The organism is Nostoc sp. 2RC (assembly GCF_014222165.1).
GTDB classification, from domain to species: Bacteria; Cyanobacteriota; Cyanobacteriia; order Cyanobacteriales; family Nostocaceae; genus Nostoc; species Nostoc linckia.
The window spans coordinates 1-21,095 of record NZ_JACKZU010000120.1; the positions used below are offsets into that span (position 1 = coordinate 1).

Sequence of the window (21,095 nt, forward strand, 5' to 3'; positions counted from 1 at the left end):
ATTTATCATATATATACCCCATCATTAAAAAATTGATTTAATCTATATAAATAATAAAACTTAAAGTTAATGTATTTATTTTTGGCAATATTAGTTGTTTTCATAGAAATAATTTATCTTAAACTCAAAACCAAACTAATATTTATTGATTTAGTTCTAAGTTAGAGAATAAAAGTGGAAAACTAGTGGAGAATATCTATTTTCGGAAGAAATTACGACTTAAGAAAGAGCTTAATAAAACTGTAGATAGATTTTTTTCAAGCAAATCTACCCTAAAGTATGAATCCTATCTCTGACATCTAAATTTCCACAAATAATTTAGGGGTAGTTAAACTGGAAACACCAGATTTTGTAATATACTTTAGCTCAAAGCTGCTGCTACTTGAACAGCTAGTTTTTGAGGATTAAATGGTTTACTTATGATGCCTTTAATACCTAGTTCAGCAAATAGACGTTGTTCTTTAGTGCGTCCTCTAGCTGTTAATAAAATTACAGGTATATTTTTAGTTATTTGATTTGCTTGTAGTTGTTGGCAAGTTGTTAAACCATCCATATCAGGCATCATGACATCCAAAAGGATGGCATCGGGTTGATATGACTGAGCTAATAGCAATCCTTGATGACCTGAAGAAGCAGTCAAAACTTGCCAGCCGCCCATAATTTCTAGACAGGTTTGAATCAATTGGCGGATGTCATCTTCATCATCAATAACTAAAATTTGCTTAAAGTTCATTGTTGTTTTCTTCCTGTTTTAAATTGTTGCAGTAAAAAAAAGAGACAATGTTGAGAAATACTATACTCTTAAGATTAATTTTTTAAGATAGTACTTGAAAGTGGAAAACTCGTGCAGAATCCCAATCAACCTATGGCATAGTTAGACTTAACTGAATGAAAATGTGGAGATTGACTCGATGGGTTTCGTCGTGCCTTTCCTACGGAAGACTCCGTAAAGGGCGATTCTTCTACGGAGACGCTACGCGATGGGCGAAGCCCCGCCTTTGGCGATCGCAATTACAAGGCTATGGCATTGCTTTCTTAAGTGTTTTATTAGCTTTACTACTAACACTGCTTCTATGGCAGTTACACAAACTTAATTCTATTTACCCGTTGTTTTTAGCTGCTGTCATGGTTAGTTCCTGGTATGGTGGCTTTAATCCAGGATTAGTGGCAACTTTTTTATCTGCTATAGTCTGCGCCTACTTTCTCTTACCTCCTTTTGATTCTCTGGCGGTTAGTGGGTTTACTGTAGTGGGGTTGGTTCAGTTTGTTTTAGTAGGGTTGTTGATTAGCTCACTCAACTCTGCACTGCGCCAAGCGCGATCGCAAGCTCAAAAAAACGCGATCGCTGCTCAGCAAAATTACGAACATCTGCGTCAAATGCAGGACAGTCTGCGTCAAAGTGAAGAACGTTATCGATTGTTAGTAGAAGGAGTAACTAACTACGCAATTTTTATGTTAGATCCAAACGGCAACTTTACCAGTTGGAACATTGGAGCCGAACGTATTTTAGGCTATCAGGAAACAGAGATTATTGGTCAACCTTTTGAGCGAATTTTTTCATCGGCAGCAATTGAGCGCGGACAACCAAAACAAGTATTAAAACAAGCTGTAACTGAAGGTTTTTCCAAAGAAAATCGTTGGCATCTGCGTAAAGATGGAACATATTTCTGGGCCCATTGTGTAATCACATCTTTACGAGATGAAAATGGAAATCTGCGCGGCTTCTCTAAAATTATGCAAGATATTACAGAGCGCAAACGAATTGAAGAAGAAAAAGAGCAATTACTGATACGAGAACAAGCTGCACGCGCTGTTAGCGAAGCGGCACAAAGTGCAGCTGAAGCTGCAAACCGTTCCAAAGATGACTTCTTAGCAATAGTTTCTCATGAACTACGCACCCCCATGACTGCAATTATCGGTTGGGCTGGGATGTTGCAAACAGGAGCGTTAGATGAGGCTAAAGCGTCTCTGGCGCTAGAAATAATTGAGCGCAACGCTAATTTGCAAATGCAACTTATTGAAGACCTACTTGATATTTCACGTATTGTTAGAGGAGAACTTTCACTCTCCATTGATTCGGTTGATTTAGTAGAAATAATTACAGATGCAATAGAGGTTGTGCGATCGCTGGCAGATGCTAAGGAAATTCAACTTGAGTCTATACTTAATATTTCAATAGAAAAAATTTTGGGTGACTCAGACCGCTTGCAACAGGTTGTGTTAAATCTACTTACCAATGCCATCAAATTTACACCCAATGGTGGACGAGTTGAGGTGCGGTTGTCGGAGGGATTGGCGACTGGGAAAGAATCTTTTGAATACGTAATTCCTAAATATGTTCAAATTGAAGTGAGTGATACGGGTCAGGGTATCAGTGCTGATTTTTTACCGCATATATTTGAACGCTTTCGCCAAGAAGATAGTAGCCATACTCGGTCAAATAAAGGATTGGGTTTAGGATTGGCGATCGCACGTCATGTGGTAGAACTACATAACGGTACAATCGAAGCCCACAGCCAGGGAATAGGACAAGGAGCGACATTTACAGTCAAATTGCCCATTTTAGAAGAAAGCAGTGGAACACAGGAGCAGGAGAAAATTATTCATACTTCTGTTCCATCGGCGCAATCCCTAGTCCCAAGTTCTCTTAGCAACTTGCAGGTACTAGTCGTAGATGACGAAGCCGATGTACGCCAGTGGATTACCGCAGTACTTGAAGAGTGTGGAGCGAAAGTAAGTGCTTTTAGTTCTACAAAAGAGGCACTTGAAGCCCTAAAAGAATTACATCCAGATGTTTTAGTCAGCGATATTGGAATGCCTGATGAAGATGGCTATGTATTGATACGTAAAATCAGAGAACTTGAAGCAAAGTTAGGCGGATGCATTCCTGCTGTGGCATTGACAGGATATGCAAGGGTAGAAGATTACAAAGAAGCATTAGCAGCAGGCTTTCAACTACATATAGCTAAACCAGTCAGAGCAGCTGAATTAATTGCGGTTGTTACCAGCTTGGTTAAAATGTGCGATCGACTCTGAATAATTTTCAAAGTATTATTTCAAAATATTGCTCATATCCACCAGTTTTCCACTTTTTAAAGATAACTTTAAAAGTGTAATTCAGGCAAAAAATGGTGTGAAGTAATTAAAAATTATACACTGCCTGATCTTAAAATTTGAAGCAGTTTTATGGAAGTAATAGCAATTCGCAATTCTGACATCTGAATTCTTTACAGACGCAATTAATCGCGTTTCTACTTCTGAATTCTGACCGGAGGCGGAGCGTCTCCGGCTCCGCTCCTGAATTCTGAATTCTCTTCTACTAGATTACTTTCCAACACTTTGTCTCTTCATGTCCAAATATTTAGGAAATTGAAAAATGAATAATATCTTGCCACAACAATTTTCTACGTTGCTGATTTTGTCCACAATTACAACACTTGGAAGTGGATTATCTGTTCAAGCACAAACACCAACTCCTGGTAAAACTTCAACAACAGCAGTCGATTTAATTCCCCAGCCAACGCAACCTGCTTCTGAAACTTCTGCTGAAGTGGCGCAAGTAGATGTTGACCCAGGTCGAACTACCCGTGGCGGCTCTAGCTATATTGGAGTTGCTGGCAACATTGGTTTAGGTGGTGACTCAGCTTTAAGTGAAGGTGGCTTTATGGTCATCAGTAAAATTGGGCTGACGCGGAGTATCTCTTTGCGACCATCTGTAGCCATTGAGGACGATCCTGTTGTTCTGGTTCCTCTAACTTATGACTTTAACTTACAAAGTGCAGATGCTTTGAATGAAAGGTTATCTATTGCCCCATACGTTGGAGCTGGTGTAGCGATTGAAACTAGTGATGATGCAGACGTTGGCTTGCTTTTATCTGGCGGTGTAGATGTTCCTATAAATAACAGCTTCACGGCCACAGCAGGAGTGAATGCAGCATTTTTAGATGAAACGGATGTGGGGCTGATGGTAGGAGTTGGTTACAACTTTTCTGGGTTGTAAGAAACATTCCTCTCTCAAATACTACCGTGCTAATAATTCCAAGCACGGAGTGTTATCAAGATAAGTTTGATGGCTAGCGAAACCTTGCTTTTGAGGGATGCAGTGTAACACTAAAATGTGCATAACATAACTTATACAGTAATCCTAAATTGTTTGTGAACGTTCAATATTCGTCTCAATCTTTTCTCTGCGCTTCTGCGGGAGACAAATCTACATTCACAATCTAAACACGATAACTGTAGAAATTTAATTGTGGCGCTCAAAGTTGCTTCTACAAGCAAATATTTCCATGAGAATTCTGCTAATTGAAGACGATGATTTGCTTGCTCAAGCTGTGGCAACAACCCTGACTAAACAAAATTATGTGGTTGATATTGCTGCCGATGGTCAAGCTGGTTGGGAGTTGGTGAGCGTTTGTAACTATGACCTGATTTTGTTAGATATCGTTTTGCCGAAGCTCGATGGCATTAGTCTTTGTCGGCAATTACGCCAAGAAGGCTATAAAATGCTAATTCTGCTTTTAACGGCAAAAGATACTAAAACTGATAAAGTTATTGGTTTAGATGCCGGAGCAGATGATTATGTAGTCAAACCATTTGATTTTCAAGAATTATCAGCTCGGATTCGTGCTTTGCTACGTCGAGGTAATACTAGTTTACCTCCTGTTTTGGAATGGGGAGCTTTGCGTCTCGATCCTAGTACTTGTGAAGTAACTTACGCAGACATTACTCTAAATTTAACAGCAAAAGAATTTAGCCTTTTAGACCTTTTTTTACGCAATAACCAGCGCATTTTTAGCCGGAGTGCTATTGTAGATCAACTTTGGAGTGCTGAAAAAGATCCACCTGAAGAAAATACGATTAAATCTCATATTAAAAGTTTACGGCAAAAATTAAAAGCCGCAGGTGCTAACTATGATTTTATAGAAACTGTTTATGGAATGGGTTATCGATTGAAAGCTTTATCTAATGAACAAAGTTATTTGATAACTGAACCAGAAAGTAATTCCCAACAACAGCAAATTCTTCTCACAGCCATTGCTAAAGAACGGCAAAATTTCCAAGCTAAGTTAGGCTCGCGTATTGCAGTATTGAAGCAAGCTGCTGACGCTTTAAGAAAAGGTAAGCTTGAGACTAAATTACAACAAAAAGCAGAACAAGAAGCTCATAAATTAGTTGGTTCGTTGGGTAGTTTCGGATTTATAGAGGGTTCGCGGCTGGTTAATAAAATAGAAAGTTTATTGCAAAGTGAAAAATTTATTAGCCAAGCTAACTGTTTCTATTTAGATAAACTTTTGAGAAATTTGCAACAAAAGTTAGACAAAACTCCATCTGAACAAAACCAAAATATGCTATTGGTGATTAGTAGCGATCGCCAAATCGTTGAAGAATTACTAGAGGAGGCTGTAAACCACGAAATAGAGATTAAATTTATTGATGACATTGCAGCTACTAGAAAAATAATTGCATCTTTCAATCCTAATGTAGTGCTACTGGATATTGATTATGTAAAAGACAGTTTGCAATTACTTGCAGAATTATCCCAGCGAACACTTCCCGCAAGCGAAACACCAGTACCATCAATACCAACATTAGCTTTGACTGACCAAAATGATTTTATTAAACGTGTCGAAGTTGCTCGTGCTGGTGGATGTGCTTTTTTGCAAAAATCCATGTCTCCTAGCCAAATTTTAGAGTCAGTTAATCAAATATTACAAAGAGATTGCATCGCAGAAGCGAGAATAATCGTAGTAGATGACGATCCACAGACTCTAACTACTATGGAATATTATCTAAAACCATTGGTATGGAATTTAATAACTTTAGAAAACTCAGATAATTTCTGGGACATTCTGACAGAATTCTCTCCAGATTTACTAATTTTAGATGTAGAAATGCCCCATATTAATGGAATCGAACTTTGTCAAGTAGTACGTAACGAACCCTACTGGAAATTTTTGCCAGTAATGTTTATGGTTGATAATTTAGAAGCAGACATTGTAGAAAAATTATTTGCGATCGGTGCTGATGATTGTATGAAAAAACCCATTATATATTCGCAGTTAGTCACTCATATTTTAAATTGTCTAGAGCAAACTAAAATAAAGAATTTATAAAAATTAATAACCAAAATAAACGAACCACTTAAGACGCTAGATGAGACAGACAAATAAAAAACAGAATATTTTTATTTAAAAGCCCCTAATCACAAAAATTTTTATAAATGCAAGTTAAATTCAGTAAATTATGTCGGAAGGTAGATATAAGGGTATTTTTCAAAATCAGCCTTAAAGTAGCTTTTTTAAAATATTAATATCGCTATCTTTAAATCATTATTATAGTTAGCACAATCGCTGTAAACAGGGAAAACGGGGGTGTATTGTGCGATTTGGACAATTAGTGGTTTTTTTTGTTCTTGTTATATCGATTTACATCCTGTGGCAAATTCGGCAAATTATTTTATTAGTATTTGCATCTATAGTTTTAGCTACAGTCCTTAATCAATTAGTATTTTTTTTCCAAAAATTCCGTATTAAACGAGGAATCGCAGTTGCGATATCAATTATTATTTTGTTGGTCATTTTGACCATTTTCTTTGTACTGATTGTACCGCAGATTATAGCTCAATTGGAACAATTTGGCGATATTATGCCTATGGCAATAGAAAAGTTGCGATCGTGGAACAATTGGTTACAAAATGTAATTCCTGACCAATTATTAGAAAATATTCGCGGGCTTAGATATCTGACTCAAGGTTTACAAGACTGGTTAAATCGGCTAATAAACAACTTTTTTAGCTTAATCAGTAGTTCGCTTTCTATTATTTTAGGTTTACTGCTCTTTGTAGCTCTCACAATTATGTTATTAGCTAATCCCTCACCGTATCGACGTGGATTTATATTGTTATTTCCTGCCTTTTATCGTCAGCGAGTTGATGAAATTTTGAATAAATGTGTAGTCTCATTGACTGGTTGGATAAAAGGCACACTCCTGACTATGCTGTTTATTGCCATATTGAGCTATGTCGGATTGTTAATTTTAGGAATACCATTGCCATTAGTTAATGCTATATTGGCAGGATTATTAGAGTTTATTCCAAATGTTGGGCCGACCTTGAGTGTGATTCCGCCTGCACTGTTAGCATTAAGCGAAGCACCTTGGAAAATAAATCGCTGCTGTTATAGCTTTATACTTTGGAATTCAGCAGGTTGAAAGTCTCATCTTAGTGCCTTTAGTGATGAAAAGCCAAGCATCTCTTTTACCAGCAGTTACTTTAGTAGCAGTAGTATTTTTTGGTAGATTTTTCGGTTTTTTAGGTGTGTTTCTTGCTGTTCCATTAGTGATTGTATTGCAAATTTGGATAAAAGAAATTTTGGTAGAAGATGTACTTAATAAGTGGCAGGAAAATAATCATCGATAATCAATTTTGACTACAAAAATTTATTTTGTCGTATGATAGCTAGATATTTGCTTGTACTTTATCTTATACAAACAAATTTAGTAATTTATATCGCTTGGAAGAGTATTTCCTATTTCTTAAAATAGATGTTTTTCTCTGAAAATTATGATTATCTATAGTTAGATGCAAATATATACAGCAGAATACCCTACTACAAGGCCACGGCTACAGAAGTCAAAGGTTAGAATAGCTTTTGCTACGCAACACTATCGGAATAGCAAAGCTACCATTATAGGGCCATAACATGATTGATATTTATCACTCAAATCTAATTAGTTACTTCACTAAATTGCAAACTGCTGTAGATAGTAATTAGCAATATTGCAAGGATGTGCTCATGAAATCTAATGATAAGTAGGTCAACTTAATTAAACATAAAACAATGGTAGGGTGCGTTATCGCAAAGCGTAACGCACCTCAATTGCTATAGTCTACAGAGGTGCGTTAGCCTACGGCATAACACACCCTACTGGACTGGCAAGGCTAAAAGAGTGCATTAGCTTGACTCTTGTGGGGTGGGCATCTTGCCCGCCCAGACGGGTGAGGACACCAATCCCACAATAAAATCTATTGCAACAATTTAGCCTTGCCACGCCACTACATTTATTTATTGACATCTACGTATGACGTTTTTTTAGGTTGAGCTACTTAATTATCGGTATGAACTTCCCTTGTAGTCTGGAAAAAGGTTAAGGGGTAATATTATGTCCGCATAATTAGTTATGATTCCCACAGTATTGCACCCCAAAGAGCCAAAGCTACGCTTTGTCTACCCTCCCGAAGAGCGGGGAGGGGATTAAAGGGTGGGGTTTTTCGGGTTTAATAAGTAATCAAGCGGACATGATATAAAGGGTAAAGGATGTATTTGAAACTTTTCCCCTTTGCCCTTTCCCTTTTAATCGAACCGTATTGACACAAAACCGATATTCTCATAGAGAATTAACATCCTATTACATCTGTGGGTACTGATTGCCAAGCAAGGCGATGTTTCCAGTGGTATGTGAAATTAAGTTGAACTGTTTGGTTGAAGTCCTCCAAAGCTGGTGAATCAGGTTTTTCTTTTAGCTTTGTTGCACCTTGGTTATTCAATTGTTGAGGACATTGTGGATTCCATACATATTTTTGACAAGTTTGGTAAGCAATTTCTACATCGCTACCACTTTCAGGATTTTCAAAGATGGGATGATAATTTAACCTGTTGCAGCAAACTTGCAACCACTCTTGCCACCCACAACGCCACAAACGCACTGTTCCATCAAGACTAGCACTGGCAATCAGTTGGCCATCAGGGCTAAAAGCTGCGGAATTTACCCAATACTCATGCCCGCGCCAAGGTTGAGTTATGGGGTTACCGTGAATATCCCACAAGCGTACTGTAGTATCATTGCTGGCGCTGACAATCCAGTTACCATCAGGGCTAAAGGCCACAGAATTCACTTCTTTTTCATGTCTGCGCCAAGGTTCACCGATGGGGTTACCGTGAATATCCCACAAGCGTACTGTAGTATCATTGCTGGCGCTGACAATCCAGTTGCCATCAGGGCTAAAGGCGACAGAATTCACTTCTTTTTCATGTCTGCGCCAAGGTTCACCGATGGGGTTGCCATGAATATCCCACAAGCGCACTGTAGTATCATTGCTGCCACTGACAATAAACTTACCATCGGGGCTAAAGGCGACAGAATTGACTTCTTTTTCATGTCCGCGCCAAGGTTCACCGATGGGGTTGCCATGAATATCCCACAAGCGCACTGTAGTATCATTGCTGGCACTGACAATCAATTTACCATCAGGGCTAAAGGCTACAGAATTGACTTCTTTTTCATGTCCGCGCCAAGGTTCACCGATGGGGTTACCGTGAATATCCCACAAGCGCACTGTAGTATCATTGCTGGCACTGACAATCAATTTACCATCGGGGCTAAAGGCTACAGAATTGACTTCTTTTTCATGTCCGCGCCAAGGTTCACCGATGGGGTTACCGTGAATATCCCACAAGCGCACTGTAGTATCATTGCTGGCACTAACAATCCAGTGGCCATCGGGGCTGAAGGCGACATCATTGACCCAATTTTCATATTGACGCTGCGATCGCCCCATGACCCGTTGTTGTAATATTTGATGTAGCTCCCATAAACGCACAGTTTTATCGCCACCACTAATAATAAACTTGCCATCGGGACTAAAGGCTAGGGAATTAACTTGTGCTTCATGTCCCCGCCAAGGTTGAGTCATGGGGTTGCCGTCAATATCCCACAAACGGATTGTGCGATCGCAACTACCACTAATAATAAACTTGCCATCAGGGCTAAAGGCTACGGAATTTACACTTCCTTCATGTCCGCGCCAAGGTTTACCGATAAGATTACCTTGGATGTCCCACAACTGCACCGTAGAATCACTACTACCACTGACAATAAACTTGCCATCGGGGCTAAAGGCGACGCAAATAATTTTTGCCTCATATTTTTGCCAGGGTTGAGTGATGGCGTTACCTTGTAAATCCCACAAACACACTGTTCCATCAAAACCAACGCCGATTATGGAATTGCCATTTACACTAAAGGCGACGGAAATAACTCCTTCCTTGTGTCCGCGCCAAGATTGAGTAATGGCGTTACCTTGTAAATCCCACAAACACACCGTTCCGTCAAAACCAACGCTGATAATGGAGTTGCCATTTGAGTTAAAGGCGACGGCAATAATTCCTTCCTCATGTCCTTGCCACGGTTGAGTAATGAGATTACCTTGTAAATCCCATAAACACAAAATTCCGTCAATACTGCCACTAATAATAAACTTGCCATCAGGACTAAAGGCTAGACAATTCACCTCTTGCTGATGTCCCAGCAAAAATTCAGCAGTGGGATTGCCAATGATATTCCACAAGCACACCGTAGAATCACTACTACCACTGGCAATAAATTTACCATCAGGACTAAAGGCTAGACAATTCACCTCTTGTTCGTGTCCCCGCAAGCTATTTGCCTCTGTGGGTGTGTGCGTTGCTTCCTTTAAGCTTCCCAAAACACAAGGTAAAAGCTGATTTGGGTATTTTTCTAGGTTTTCACCCATTGTTTGAATTGCCAGTACCAAACCCTCTAGCGGTTGCAAGGGAAGCAAATTCAAAACTCTGGCTGATTGTTCGCGCAATTTTAATTCAGTCAGTGCAAGATTTAACTTTTGAATCTCTTGTTCCTGTTCTTGCAAATGGAAATCGTAGCATCCAACACTAGGATTAATAAATTGATGAGCTTGTTCGTGGAAATCACCAAATATTTGTTCTTTTAGTTGTTGATAAGTCTTTATTTGCAGAATTCGGTTTTGAAGATTTTCGCTTTTCCACAGTACATCCAGGGTGTATTGCAGAAGTGGTAAAGAATCATTTTGTTGGTGAAAATCATCAAGAATTTGCTCGATTAGCCCTTGTTCAAAGGTCACGCCATGTTTAGCAGCAGGTTCAGCGATCGCTAACTTTAATTCGTCATCGCTCATTCTAGTGAGTATACAACTATAGCGATCGTGGAGCTTCGCAAGTTGTGGATACTCACTAAATCTATCCAAAAAATCAGACCGCATTGTTAAAACTATTTTCACAGAGCTATCCTGCTGCTGACTCAATTGAAACAGATTAGCAACAAATTTGTCACGTTCCGGCTTTGGAGTTTTCGTAAATAGTTCTTCAAATCGGTCAATAAAAATCAGCACACATTCATAATCTTGTTTCAGTAATGTGGTAATTTCAATTAAAGTATCTTCTCTTATATCTCGACAAATATCTGCTATTTTGGATTTTTCACCATAGGTAAAAACCAGACATTTATAAATAGATTTAAAAGGATTGTCATTTGGTTGAAAAGTGATATTAATCAAGGAATTGTTATGATATCCTAAATCAGGAATTAAACCTGCCAAAATCAACGATGATTTACCACTGGATGCTGCACCTAAAAGCAAGATTGCATCATCTTTTTTTAAGCGATCGCCCAAATTAGCAATCCACTTTTCCCGACCAAAAAATTTATCTTTATCTTTAATTGCAAAAGTTTTTAGTCCTAAGTAGGGGGAGTCTATTTTCAGTAAACGATGATGAATGTCCGCAGATTGACTTTCAGCAAAAAAGTTGTATTCAGAAATACCTTGGACATGACACCCAATATTTATATCGCCTTCAGAACTGTTAACCATCTTATCTCCTTACCTTTGGACACCCCTAGCTAAATCTTTCTCTCAGTTATAGTTCCTCGGCTAATCTTTGTAAGTACTTCAAGAAAATTCATTACACATTCTTTTGTAAAACTTTCCCTGTCACCACCCTATAGAATCACAAGTCGAATTACCCCCCTTAATCCGCACTTGTAAAGGAAAATCTAGTTCCCTCCCCTTTACAAGATGCAGCTGGTGAATAGAGGGTCAGACCCATCATCGGGTAGAGACGTAGCATTGCTACGTCTCTACATCGGGTGGAATGACTTATGTGTACACGGTAGCCAATAGAATAGAAGTTTTGTAAATCCCATCTGCGAAAAATTAACGTTTTAAATTCCTTTATTCAGTGAAATTACTTAAGTTATTTTCAAAAATATGTAGTAACTTTATCCTAAAACGGCGGAAGTGACAAACGAGATGGAAATTTTTGATAACCTACACCTTGCTATGTTTAGCGGCAAAGGTGGAGTCGGAAAAACAACAATCTCCTGCACCTTTGCATGTCGTTGGGCGCAGCAATTTGTCAACGAGCAAATTCTTTTAATTTCAACCGATCCGGCCCACTCTCTGGGAGATGTATTACAAATTAGCGTTGATGACATTCCTCGTCCCATAGCGGAACTACCGAATTTACTAGTCAGGGCGTTGGATGCAAAGCTTTTGCTACAAAAGTTTAAAGAACGTTACGGCCAGGTTTTAGAACTGTTAGTAGAGCGTGGTAGTTTTGTTGAAGGAGAAGACTTGCTTCCAGTTTGGGATTTAGATTGGCCTGGACTGGATGAATTGATGGGTTTGTTAGAGATCCAACGCCTTTTCAACGAACAGCAGGTACATCGAGTAGTAGTAGATATGGCTCCTAGCGGTCATACGCTCAACTTGTTTGGCTTGATGGATTTTTTAGACACTTTCCTGCACTCTCTGGAACTGTTTCAAGAAAAGCATCGATATATTAGCAAGACCTTTGCTGGGAGTTACACACCCGATCGCGCTGACGATTTTTTGCATACCTTAAAAGCTGAACTATCCCAAGGTCGTCGTCTGCTTCAAGATCCTAAGCATACAGCTTGTTTGTTAGTTGCGATCGCCGAACCAATGAGTTGGTTGGAGTCAAAACGATTCCTAGAAGCCTTACAAACCATGCAGGTTCCTTGCGGAGGTTTGTTTGTCAATCAAGTTATTAGCAGTGCCACTGACCGCGATCGTTACCAAGAACAACAACCACTCATCGGTCAGTATACAGATCTTGCTAACGGCAAGCCGATTTTTATTGTGCCACAGCAAGATAAGGAGCCTTTGGGAATTGTAGCCCTTAAGCATCTCATCAACCAAATCCATGTTCCTGAGCTTGAACCGCTATTTCCTATCAATCTACTCCCAGTTCAATGGCCTGAAACAATTCCTCCTAGCTTTGGAGATTTTCTCACCCAAGGTCGCCGTCTGTTACTAATTGGCGGTAAAGGTGGAGTAGGCAAGACCACAGTAGCAGCTGCGATTGGTTGGGCTATGGCTCAACAACATCCCGATCGCAAAATTCGTATGGTTTCCATCGATCCAGCGCACTCCTTGGGTGATGCCTTTGGTCTGAGTTTAGGACACGAAACATATCAAATAACAGCTAATCTTCGAGGTCAGGAAGTAGATAGCGATCGCCTTCTAGAGCAATTCCGAGCCGATTACCTGTGGGAACTGGCCGAAATGATGAGTGGCGAAACCCAAACAAGCGAAGCTATTGAAATGGCTTATGCTCCTGTTGCCTGGCGCAAAATTGTCGAGCAAGCTTTACCAGGGATTGATGAAATGCTTTCCCTGTTAACAGTAATGGAATTGCTAGAGCAGCAAGAAGAAGACTTGATTATTTTAGACACTGCTCCTACAGGTCATCTTCTGCGTTTTCTAGAAATGCCAACTGCACTAGCAGACTGGCTAGCATGGATTTTCAAACTCTGGATCAAGTATCAAAATGTTCTTGGTCGTACAGAGTTTATGGGGCGTTTACGAACTTTGCGACAGCGCGTAGTCAAAGCCCAAAAAGTGCTAAAAGACCCACAGCAAGCAGAGTTTATTGGGGTTACACTTAATCAGGCTAGCGTACTTGCCGAACAACAACGCTTGTTCAAATCTCTGCAAGAAATAGGTGTAAGCCAGAATTACCTTGTTCTCAACCGCTTTACTTCTACAGCAACCATTAATTGCGATTTTCCTGGTTTAACAATAGTTCGCTTACCAGTGCTTCCTCGCTCAGTTCAGCCTTTAGAACGCATCCAAGCAGCAGCCGGCTGTTTATTTTAACGGCTAATTAGACTAAATACTTTCATACCCAAAGAGAAATTTATTATGCATCGCACTCCAAATCGCGGACAAATTCAAGCCAAACTTAGCTCAATGCCTCCTCAACGTTCGCAAGCAAGAGTTTACTTAAATGCTTACAAAATGATGTTGGAAAAAGAGCGTTTAGAGCAGGAACTACAGAAACTCGAAGCACGCCGAAATCAGATTCAGCAGCGTCTTGCTATTTTGAATAGTCAAATCATTGCTGAAGAAGCCATCACCCATCAGCAAGCAAATACTGACTTAGAGGACAATACACCCAAATTCAATACCATAACATTGGAATATTAATGCAAGAATCATACAAGCTGATCTCTTGCAACTAACGAGATAAACACTGGATGCGTAAACTAGAGGTACAAAGTATCATATAACTAACTTACTAAATACGCTAACTCAAGTGATAAAAATACTTAAAAAACCTCTTTAGTTAATTGCTAGAGAGGTTATTATATATAGATATAAAATTTGAATTTTTTAATATATACTTTTATATAAAATAATTAGGAAAACAATTATAGAATATAGACCACATATTAAAGAAAACCAATAAAAACTATTATAAGTTATAAAAGATAAATAACCTGAAACAAGCATAAATAATACTGAAGAAAAGCCTCTTTCTCTCCACCAATATTCCTTTTCGCGATTTTTTCTATCAATTTCCTCATTTATTTTACGTTCTTCATCACGTAATTCTTGTTCTTTTCTCTCACGTTCTCTAATGATAGCCTCTTCAGCTTGCTTTCTTTTACGTTCTTGCTCTAAAATAGCGTCTTTTCTTGCTGTTTCTTCAAAAAAAGGTCTTATACTATTAGCACAAATACTGTGAAAAAATTTACCTTCACCCAAAATATTATCACCTTTTACAGCTATTACTTCTAATAAGGAATGATAACAATAATTACAATATACAGTTTTAAAAGGCTGACCACAATTCAAACATGACTTACTAAATTTTGTATTAATAAATGAACAAGTAGGACATTTATATAGAATAGTATCAAGCTTATCAATACAAGATTGATGGTAATAGTTATCTTGACAACCATCATCAAGTTTTTTAGCCCATCTACCGTAATGAAAGTATTCTTGATCCTCAAAAAAATATTGTTTTCTTACTATTGCTTTAGATTGTGCCACTTTTGAAAAACAAATTTTACAAACCTGTCCGTGAGGATTTTTTGAACACTTCGGACATTGAGAAGCTTGAGTACTAATAGGATTATGTCCACACTCTATGCAAGTTATTAAATTATTCATTTATGATTACACCCAATAACAATTTAAAATATTTACTAATATTTAATTAAATATACAATTTCATATAGGCTTTCATCTCTCCTTCATGTACTTTATTTCCATTAATAGCTAATTCACCTTTACAAGGAAGCTCAAAATCAATAGAAACTTCTCCATCAGCATTTGTATAACCTTTTTTAAAACCACCTCCCCAAGGTTTATATATAGAAACTTTTGAGTCTTTTACAGGTTTTCCAGTCTTATTTTCAATGACTTGTATTGTAATCATTAGATTTCCTACAAAATTAGATGTTTAATAGTGCTAAAAATAATTATTAGTTACAAAAAAACCTTTATCATGAGTGAAAATACTTAAATAATCGTTCAATAAAGAATCATAAGCTAATGGCTCCTGCCTTACTCTTGTGTGCGATCGCGTTCCTGCTTTTCTGCTTCCAGAATCGCTAACAAAAGGGCTTCTTCCTGAATTTCAAACTCTTCTTCAGGAATTTCTCCCATATCAAAAGCAAGTTGCAGTGCTAGAAGCTGCTTGCTGAGATTTTCTTTATCATCAATTTCAGTACTTGCTTGTTCTAAAATTTTTTCCCCAAGCCACGTTACCCCCATTAATGGGCCGGTAATCGGTAATAGTAAAAAGCGCAGAACCATATCACTTTACACTCGTGTGGATTTACTAAAGCTGTCCTCGCAAGACCGTAATCATGCTGATGACATAGATATTAAACATTACTAGTCTTGTGTTGATACCAAAATGCGTGGGATTTGAGTCCAGTATTTTATATATCCGATGTACCAAAAATTACTTTTTTATAAAATGCTTATTGAGGAGGTACTTAGAGTTTGACAACAGTATTAAATGCATCTCCACAGCGATTTGTCAATACCCCTGCTATTCAACGCATCACTCAACGTGCTTTGCGTTATCTACAATCAGGTTTTTCAGTACATTTACGTGGTGCGGCTGGAGTCGGAAAAACTACTCTGGCAATGCATCTGGCTGATTTGCTCAACCAGCCTATCATCCTCTTATTTGGAGATGATGAGTTTAAAACCTCAGACTTGATTGGTAATCAATTAGGTTACACCCGCAAAAAGGTTGTTGATAACTTCATCCACAGCGTGATCAAAGTTGAGGATGAACTGCGACAACATTGGGTTGACGCACGATTAACCCTAGCTTGTAAAGAGGGATTTACGCTGGTTTACGACGAATTCAATCGATCGCACCCAGAGGTAAATAACGTTTTACTCTCGGTACTTGAGGAAAGGCTATTAGTATTACCAACAAACCAACATCGAGCCGAGTATATCCGGGTTCATCCCCAGTTTCGGGCAATCTTAACATCAAATCCTCAAGAGTATTGTGGAGTCCATGCAACTCAAGATGCTTTGATGGATCGTGTTATTACTATCGATATGCCTCCACCTGATGAACTGACTCAGCAGGAGATTGTAATTCAAAAAACAGGCATAGATTCTGAGAAAGCAGACAAAATCGTGCGCTTAGTGCGGATGTTTTGGAGTCGCTCTGGCTCTGGACAAGGCGGTGGGTTACGTTCCTGTCTGATGATTGCGAGAATCTGCCACGAACACGAAATTTCCGTAAACTTTGAAGAGCCTAATTTCCAAGATATTTGTGCCGATATCCTGCTGACTCGCACGAATCAACCTCGTGTGGAAGCAATTCGGCTACTGGAAGAGGTTTTAAGTGAATTGCATCGTAGTACAAACACTCAATTCCAGCCGCCAGAGATAATATCAGACAGCCAAAATCAGATTGTACTGGAACAACGAGTACCTTACGAGCATGAAGTCTACAACTATCTGTGCAAGTCTCCAGGAAAGCGTTTCTCTGATTTAGCAACCGAATTAGGGATCGATCGCAGTCAAATTGTCGCTGCACTCAAGTCTCTCAGAGAGCAAGGAGTATTATTGCAAATGCAAGGTAATGCTGAGTTGCCGAACGTATCACAAGTGGCTTTTGATTCTAGTCATTTAATAAACAAATGAGTACTAATACTAACCGGGGAATTATCGCATCAACTCAAGGTTCTACCTTGGCAGATATTCTCGAACGAGTTTTAGATAAAGGCATTGTTATAGCAGGAGATATTTCTGTTTCCGTCGGCTCCACAGAACTGCTCAACATCCGAATTCGTTTGTTGATTTCTTCTGTTGATAAAGCCAAAGAAATTGGAATTAACTGGTGGGAGAGCGACCCCTATCTTAATAGTCAAACTCGCACTCTATTAACAAATAATCAACAACTTCAAGAGCGTGTCGCCAGTCTAGAAGCAGAACTGCGATCGCTCAAAGCAATCAATCCTCTTAATCATCAGAATGCAGGCGATTAGCAAATCAAAAAATTCAGATTCAGGTTTAGCACCGTTGTTATTGACGGTTGTCGAACTCATACGCCAACTCATGGAAGCTCAAGTGATTCGGCGTATGGATGCCGGCATCCTCAACGATTATGAGTTAGACCGGGCTGCTGAAAGCCTGCGACAGCTCGAAAAACAAGTTATTCAGCTTTGTGAGGTATTTGATATTGACCCAGCCGATTTAAATATTAACTTGGGTGAAATAGGAACTTTACTTCCGCAATCTGGGGGATATTACCCTGGCGAAACCTCCAGTCAACCCTCTATCCTAGAACTCCTCGATCGCCTATTAAATACCGGTGTGGTGGTTGAAGGTGACTTGGACTTAGGACTGGCTCAATTAAACTTAATTCATGCCAAGTTACGATTAGTACTTACCTCTAAATCTTTGTAACTTTTTTATCTAGTTATTTAATTATAAATAACTCGCTATATTCCTTCCCTGTTCCCTATTCCCTATTCCCTATTTCTTTTGGTAATACATTCTTATGAGTTATGGTTTTTACATTTATGGAATTTTGACCTTGCCTGCTCCAGAAAACTTAAATTTACAGGGCTTAGATGGGCAACCGATACAAATTAAAATTTTGGATAATTTTGCAGTCATCTACTCCCAAGCACAGCAAGAGCGTTATTTAGCCAGCCGTCGTAACCTGCTCAATCATGAAAAAGTCCTTGAGGAAATCATGCAAACAGGCGATGGCAATTTACTACCAGTGCAATTTGGACTTTTGGTTGCCAACTGGGAAACGTTTTCACAAGAATTAATTCGTCCTCATCAAGAAGAATTGACGCAATTACTGGCAAAGTTATCAGGTCGCCGAGAAGTTAGTGTCAAAGTTTTTTGGGATACCAAGGCAGAAATTCAGGGATTGTTAGCAGAACACCCGAATCTCAAAACCGAAAGGGATAAGCTAGCCGGTCAACCCCTGAGTATGGAGCAAGTAATCCAAATAGGACAAGCCATCGAACAAGGAATGAGCGATCGCAAACAAGGCATCATTAATTTATTTCAAGGCACTCTTAACTCTATTGCCATCGATGTAGTGGAAAATACTCCCCAAATGGACACAATGATTTACAACGCAGCCTACCTAATTCCTTGGGAAGCAGAATCACAATTTAGCGAACAAGTTGAAGCACTCGATCGCCAATTTGAAGAACGTTTGCGAATTCGCTACAACAATTTCACTGCCCCCTTTAACTTTGCTCGTCTGCGATTATTCAGTATTAAATGAGGTGAGGTACAGAACGAATGTTTTTAAACGCAAAGGGACGCAGAGTTAAGCGCAGAGTTACGCAGAGTTTTATCGAATTTATAAAGGGCAGTACTCATTATTTCAGTAGATTAAGAAACACTATGAATAGGTAATTTTTCTGTCATTCTTTGCGCCTTGGTATGAGGCAATAAAAATTTTTTTTCCAAGATTCGTGTAATAAGTTTATTGAATTTTTTAATTGTTTTGAAGTTAAATACCAAATAAAGTTTCTCGACCTTTTATTTAAGTGAAATCAATGGATGACATATTTAAAGGATTTGAACAACTATTAGAAATTGCCAAAGCTTTAGAAGAAAAAGCAGAGAAAGGAGAGTTAAAAACTTCTATTCAAATTCGCTCTCATAATATCAGTAGTATTCCGCGACAAGGCAATATTCCCAGAAAAAATAGTTCTAGCGGAGTCCGATCTAATGCCACCGATGCAGCTGATGATGCTGATGTCACCCCCCCATCAGCTAAGACGAACTCAAAAACTTCTTGGCAAGATGTCGGTGGTTTGGCTGATGTTCTCCAAGAAATCAGAGAGTTAGTTGAAATTCCCCTGAAACGTCCAGATTTATTGGCAAAATTAGGGTTAGAGCCGCCCCGTGGGGTTTTGCTAGTCGGGCCGCCTGGTACGGGAAAAACTTTAACAGCCCGTGTTTTGGCACAAGAGTTAGAGTTAAACTACATTGCCATCAATGGCCCAGAGGTGATGAGCAAGTATTACGGGGAAGCGGAAGCTCGTTTGCGAAGTATTTTTGAGAAAGCCACTCGTTCTGCTCCCTGCCTGATATTTATTGATGAAATTGACAGTCTTGCCCCAGATCGCAGCCAAGTAGAAGGTGAAGTTGAAAAAAGACTAGTGGCGCAGTTGCTTGGGTTAATGGATGGATTTGCTAAAACCGAGGGCGTACTCGTATTAGCGGCAACAAATCGTCCCGATTATCTCGATCCGGCGCTGCGTCGTCCTGGACGCTTCGATCGCGAAGTTCATTTTCGCGTTCCCGATCGCAATGGACGATGGGAAATTCTCACGATTTTAACAAGTGCCATACCGTTGGAGACTGGGGTTGATTTAGGAGCGATCGCCGATTTGGCTGTTGGTTTTGTCGGTGCTGATATTAAAGCTCTGTGTCAAAAAGCAGCCTACATTGCTCTGCGTCGTCAAGTCCCTTCCCTTAACAGTCCCATTCCTGAGAATATGACTGTTATGCAACAGGATTTTCTCGAAGCAATTAAGGAAATAAAACCCTCAGTTCTCAGGTCTGTAGCAGTGGAAGCACCAAATGTCAGTTGGGATGACATTGGTGGTTTGGATGATGTCAAACAAAAACTTCAAGAATCTGTAGAAGGCGCACTCCTCTATCCCGAACTATACGAACAAACCAAAGCCAAGCCTCCCCGTGGGATTTTGTTGTGGGGGCCGCCGGGAACGGGGAAAACATTACTGGCAAAAGCGATCGCTTCTCAGGCTAGAGCCAATTTTATTGCTGTGAATGGCCCGGAATTACTCAGTCGGTGGGTAGGTGCGGCAGAACAAGCAGTCAGAGAACTCTTTGCCAAAGCTCGGCAAGCAGCGCCTTGTGTTGTGTTTGTAGATGAAATAGATACCCTTGCACCAGCACGGGGACGATTCAGTGGTGATTCTGGAGTTAGCGATCGCGTTGTGGGGCAATTACTCACCGAATTGGATGGATTGCATGAATGCCCGAAAGTATTGTTAGTCGGAGCAACCAACCGTCCAGAAACCCTCGATCCTGCCTTGCTTAGAGCCGGAAGATTAGACTTACAAATCAAAATCGATCTACCAGATCGAGCTAGCCGATTAGCAATTTTACAAGTTCACAATCTAGATCGTCCCTTGGTTGATGTCGATTTAGAAACCTGGGCGACAGTTACCGAAGGTTGGAATGGCGCAGACTTAGCTTTGTTAAGCAATCAAGCTGCTTTAAGCGCAATTCGTCGATACCGCGCACAAGGATTGAGCGACTCCAGTCTGATTCAGATAACAAATGATGATTTCCAGGTTACATATCAGATGCTTGCAAATCAGCACCAATCTCAATAAATTTCTTTGTGAAGCTGCGCCAAATTCTTCTCCATACCTCTTGTCTTCCAATACTTGTCGGGTTTTGGGGGAAAGGGAAAGGGGAAAAGGGAAAGAAAAAACCTTTAACCCTTACCCTTTAACCC

General features: G+C 39.5%; 15 protein-coding genes and 1 pseudogene. 11 read left to right on the top strand and 5 right to left on the bottom strand.

The features are described from left to right. Positions 1–361: 361 nt before the first annotated feature. Entirely contained in the window at positions 362–733 is a 372-nt protein-coding gene (locus tag GNE10_RS15340) for a response regulator (protein ID WP_185565919.1), read from the bottom strand. A 293-nt stretch (positions 734–1,026) separates the two neighbouring features. On the opposite strand from GNE10_RS15340, the gene GNE10_RS15345 reads away from it, so the two are divergent. The 4 genes and pseudogenes from GNE10_RS15345 to GNE10_RS15360 all read left to right on the top strand — a co-directional run bounded on the left by GNE10_RS15345 (position 1,027) and on the right by GNE10_RS15360 (position 7,420). Beyond that, positions 1,027–3,036 carry an ATP-binding protein gene (locus GNE10_RS15345; RefSeq protein WP_311774819.1) on the top strand — a complete coding sequence of 670 codons (2,010 nt, stop codon included), beginning with the start codon at positions 1,027–1,029 and terminating at the stop codon, positions 3,034–3,036. A 340-nt stretch (positions 3,037–3,376) separates the two neighbouring features. Then, positions 3,377–4,000 carry a hypothetical protein gene (locus GNE10_RS15350; RefSeq protein ID WP_185565921.1) on the top strand — a complete coding sequence of 208 codons (624 nt, stop codon included), beginning with the start codon at positions 3,377–3,379 and terminating at the stop codon, positions 3,998–4,000. Between the two features lie 289 nt (positions 4,001–4,289). After that, positions 4,290–6,116 carry a response regulator gene (locus GNE10_RS15355; protein ID WP_185565922.1) on the top strand — a complete coding sequence of 609 codons (1,827 nt, stop codon included), beginning with the start codon at positions 4,290–4,292 and terminating at the stop codon, positions 6,114–6,116. A 265-nt stretch (positions 6,117–6,381) separates the two neighbouring features. After that, positions 6,382–7,420, top strand: a pseudogene (locus GNE10_RS15360) (AI-2E family transporter). 978 nt (positions 7,421–8,398) lie between these two features. On the opposite strand, the gene GNE10_RS15365 reads toward GNE10_RS15360, so the two are convergent. Then, a complete protein-coding gene (locus GNE10_RS15365; protein WP_185565923.1) occupies positions 8,399–11,647 on the bottom strand; it encodes an eIF2A-related protein in 3,249 nt (1,082 codons plus the stop codon). Between the two features lie 438 nt (positions 11,648–12,085). Here GNE10_RS15365 and GNE10_RS15370 point away from each other — a divergent pair, with 438 nt between their 5' ends. Both GNE10_RS15370 and GNE10_RS15375 read left to right on the top strand, forming a co-directional pair. Next, a complete protein-coding gene (locus GNE10_RS15370; protein WP_185565932.1) occupies positions 12,086–13,957 on the top strand; it encodes an ArsA family ATPase in 1,872 nt (623 codons plus the stop codon). Between the two features lie 45 nt (positions 13,958–14,002). Continuing rightward, a complete protein-coding gene (locus tag GNE10_RS15375; protein WP_185565924.1) occupies positions 14,003–14,287 on the top strand; it encodes a hypothetical protein in 285 nt (94 codons plus the stop codon). A gap of 186 nt (positions 14,288–14,473) precedes the next feature. On the opposite strand, the gene GNE10_RS15380 is transcribed toward GNE10_RS15375, so the two are convergent. The 3 genes from GNE10_RS15380 to GNE10_RS15390 all read right to left on the bottom strand — a co-directional run bounded on the left by GNE10_RS15380 (position 14,474) and on the right by GNE10_RS15390 (position 15,907). Next, positions 14,474–15,259 carry a hypothetical protein gene (locus tag GNE10_RS15380; RefSeq protein ID WP_185565925.1) on the bottom strand — a complete coding sequence of 262 codons (786 nt, stop codon included), beginning with the start codon at positions 15,257–15,259 and terminating at the stop codon, positions 14,474–14,476. 46 nt (positions 15,260–15,305) lie between these two features. Further along, positions 15,306–15,527, bottom strand: coding sequence for a hypothetical protein (locus GNE10_RS15385; RefSeq protein ID WP_185565926.1), 222 nt, complete (start codon positions 15,525–15,527; stop codon positions 15,306–15,308). A gap of 128 nt (positions 15,528–15,655) precedes the next feature. After that, complete coding sequence (locus GNE10_RS15390) at positions 15,656–15,907, bottom strand: gas vesicle protein GvpG (RefSeq protein WP_099068605.1); 252 nt, start codon at positions 15,905–15,907, stop codon at positions 15,656–15,658. A gap of 192 nt (positions 15,908–16,099) precedes the next feature. Between GNE10_RS15390 and gvpN the strand changes: the two genes are divergently transcribed. From gvpN to GNE10_RS15415, 5 genes are all read left to right on the top strand, one after another. Further along, positions 16,100–17,269, top strand: coding sequence for a gas vesicle protein GvpN (gene gvpN / locus GNE10_RS15395; RefSeq protein ID WP_185565927.1), 1,170 nt, complete (start codon positions 16,100–16,102; stop codon positions 17,267–17,269). Beyond that, on the top strand, positions 17,266–17,613 hold the full coding sequence (locus GNE10_RS15400; protein ID WP_185565928.1) for a gas vesicle protein: 348 nt from the start codon (positions 17,266–17,268) through the stop codon (positions 17,611–17,613). Before gvpN ends, GNE10_RS15400 begins: the two co-directional genes overlap by 4 nt. After that, positions 17,600–18,034, top strand: coding sequence for a gas vesicle protein K (locus GNE10_RS15405; protein ID WP_185565929.1), 435 nt, complete (start codon positions 17,600–17,602; stop codon positions 18,032–18,034). Before GNE10_RS15400 ends, GNE10_RS15405 begins: the two co-directional genes overlap by 14 nt. Positions 18,035–18,128: 94 nt before the next feature. Next, positions 18,129–18,878, top strand: coding sequence for a GvpL/GvpF family gas vesicle protein (locus tag GNE10_RS15410; protein WP_185565930.1), 750 nt, complete (start codon positions 18,129–18,131; stop codon positions 18,876–18,878). A gap of 277 nt (positions 18,879–19,155) precedes the next feature. Continuing rightward, complete coding sequence (locus GNE10_RS15415; protein ID WP_185565931.1) at positions 19,156–20,970, top strand: AAA family ATPase; 1,815 nt, start codon at positions 19,156–19,158, stop codon at positions 20,968–20,970. Positions 20,971–21,095 lie beyond the last annotated feature (125 nt).

Excerpts from the sequence above, each read along its gene's own strand:
- GNE10_RS15340 (WP_185565919.1), bottom strand. The coding sequence starts at position 733 with ATGAACTTTAAGCAAATTTTAGTTATTGATGATGAAGATGACATCCGC.
- GNE10_RS15350 (WP_185565921.1), top strand. The coding sequence starts at position 3,377 with ATGAATAATATCTTGCCACAACAATTTTCTACGTTGCTGATTTTGTCC.
- GNE10_RS15355 (WP_185565922.1), top strand. The coding sequence starts at position 4,290 with ATGAGAATTCTGCTAATTGAAGACGATGATTTGCTTGCTCAAGCTGTG.
- GNE10_RS15365 (WP_185565923.1), bottom strand. The coding sequence starts at position 11,647 with ATGGTTAACAGTTCTGAAGGCGATATAAATATTGGGTGTCATGTCCAA.
- GNE10_RS15370 (WP_185565932.1), top strand. The coding sequence starts at position 12,086 with ATGGAAATTTTTGATAACCTACACCTTGCTATGTTTAGCGGCAAAGGT.
- GNE10_RS15375 (WP_185565924.1), top strand. The coding sequence starts at position 14,003 with ATGCATCGCACTCCAAATCGCGGACAAATTCAAGCCAAACTTAGCTCA.
- GNE10_RS15380 (WP_185565925.1), bottom strand. The coding sequence starts at position 15,259 with ATGAATAATTTAATAACTTGCATAGAGTGTGGACATAATCCTATTAGT.
- GNE10_RS15385 (WP_185565926.1), bottom strand. The coding sequence starts at position 15,527 with ATGATTACAATACAAGTCATTGAAAATAAGACTGGAAAACCTGTAAAA.
- GNE10_RS15390 (WP_099068605.1), bottom strand. The coding sequence starts at position 15,907 with ATGGTTCTGCGCTTTTTACTATTACCGATTACCGGCCCATTAATGGGG.
- GNE10_RS15400 (WP_185565928.1), top strand. The coding sequence starts at position 17,266 with ATGAGTACTAATACTAACCGGGGAATTATCGCATCAACTCAAGGTTCT.
- GNE10_RS15405 (WP_185565929.1), top strand. The coding sequence starts at position 17,600 with ATGCAGGCGATTAGCAAATCAAAAAATTCAGATTCAGGTTTAGCACCG.
- GNE10_RS15410 (WP_185565930.1), top strand. The coding sequence starts at position 18,129 with ATGAGTTATGGTTTTTACATTTATGGAATTTTGACCTTGCCTGCTCCA.
- GNE10_RS15415 (WP_185565931.1), top strand. The coding sequence starts at position 19,156 with ATGGATGACATATTTAAAGGATTTGAACAACTATTAGAAATTGCCAAA.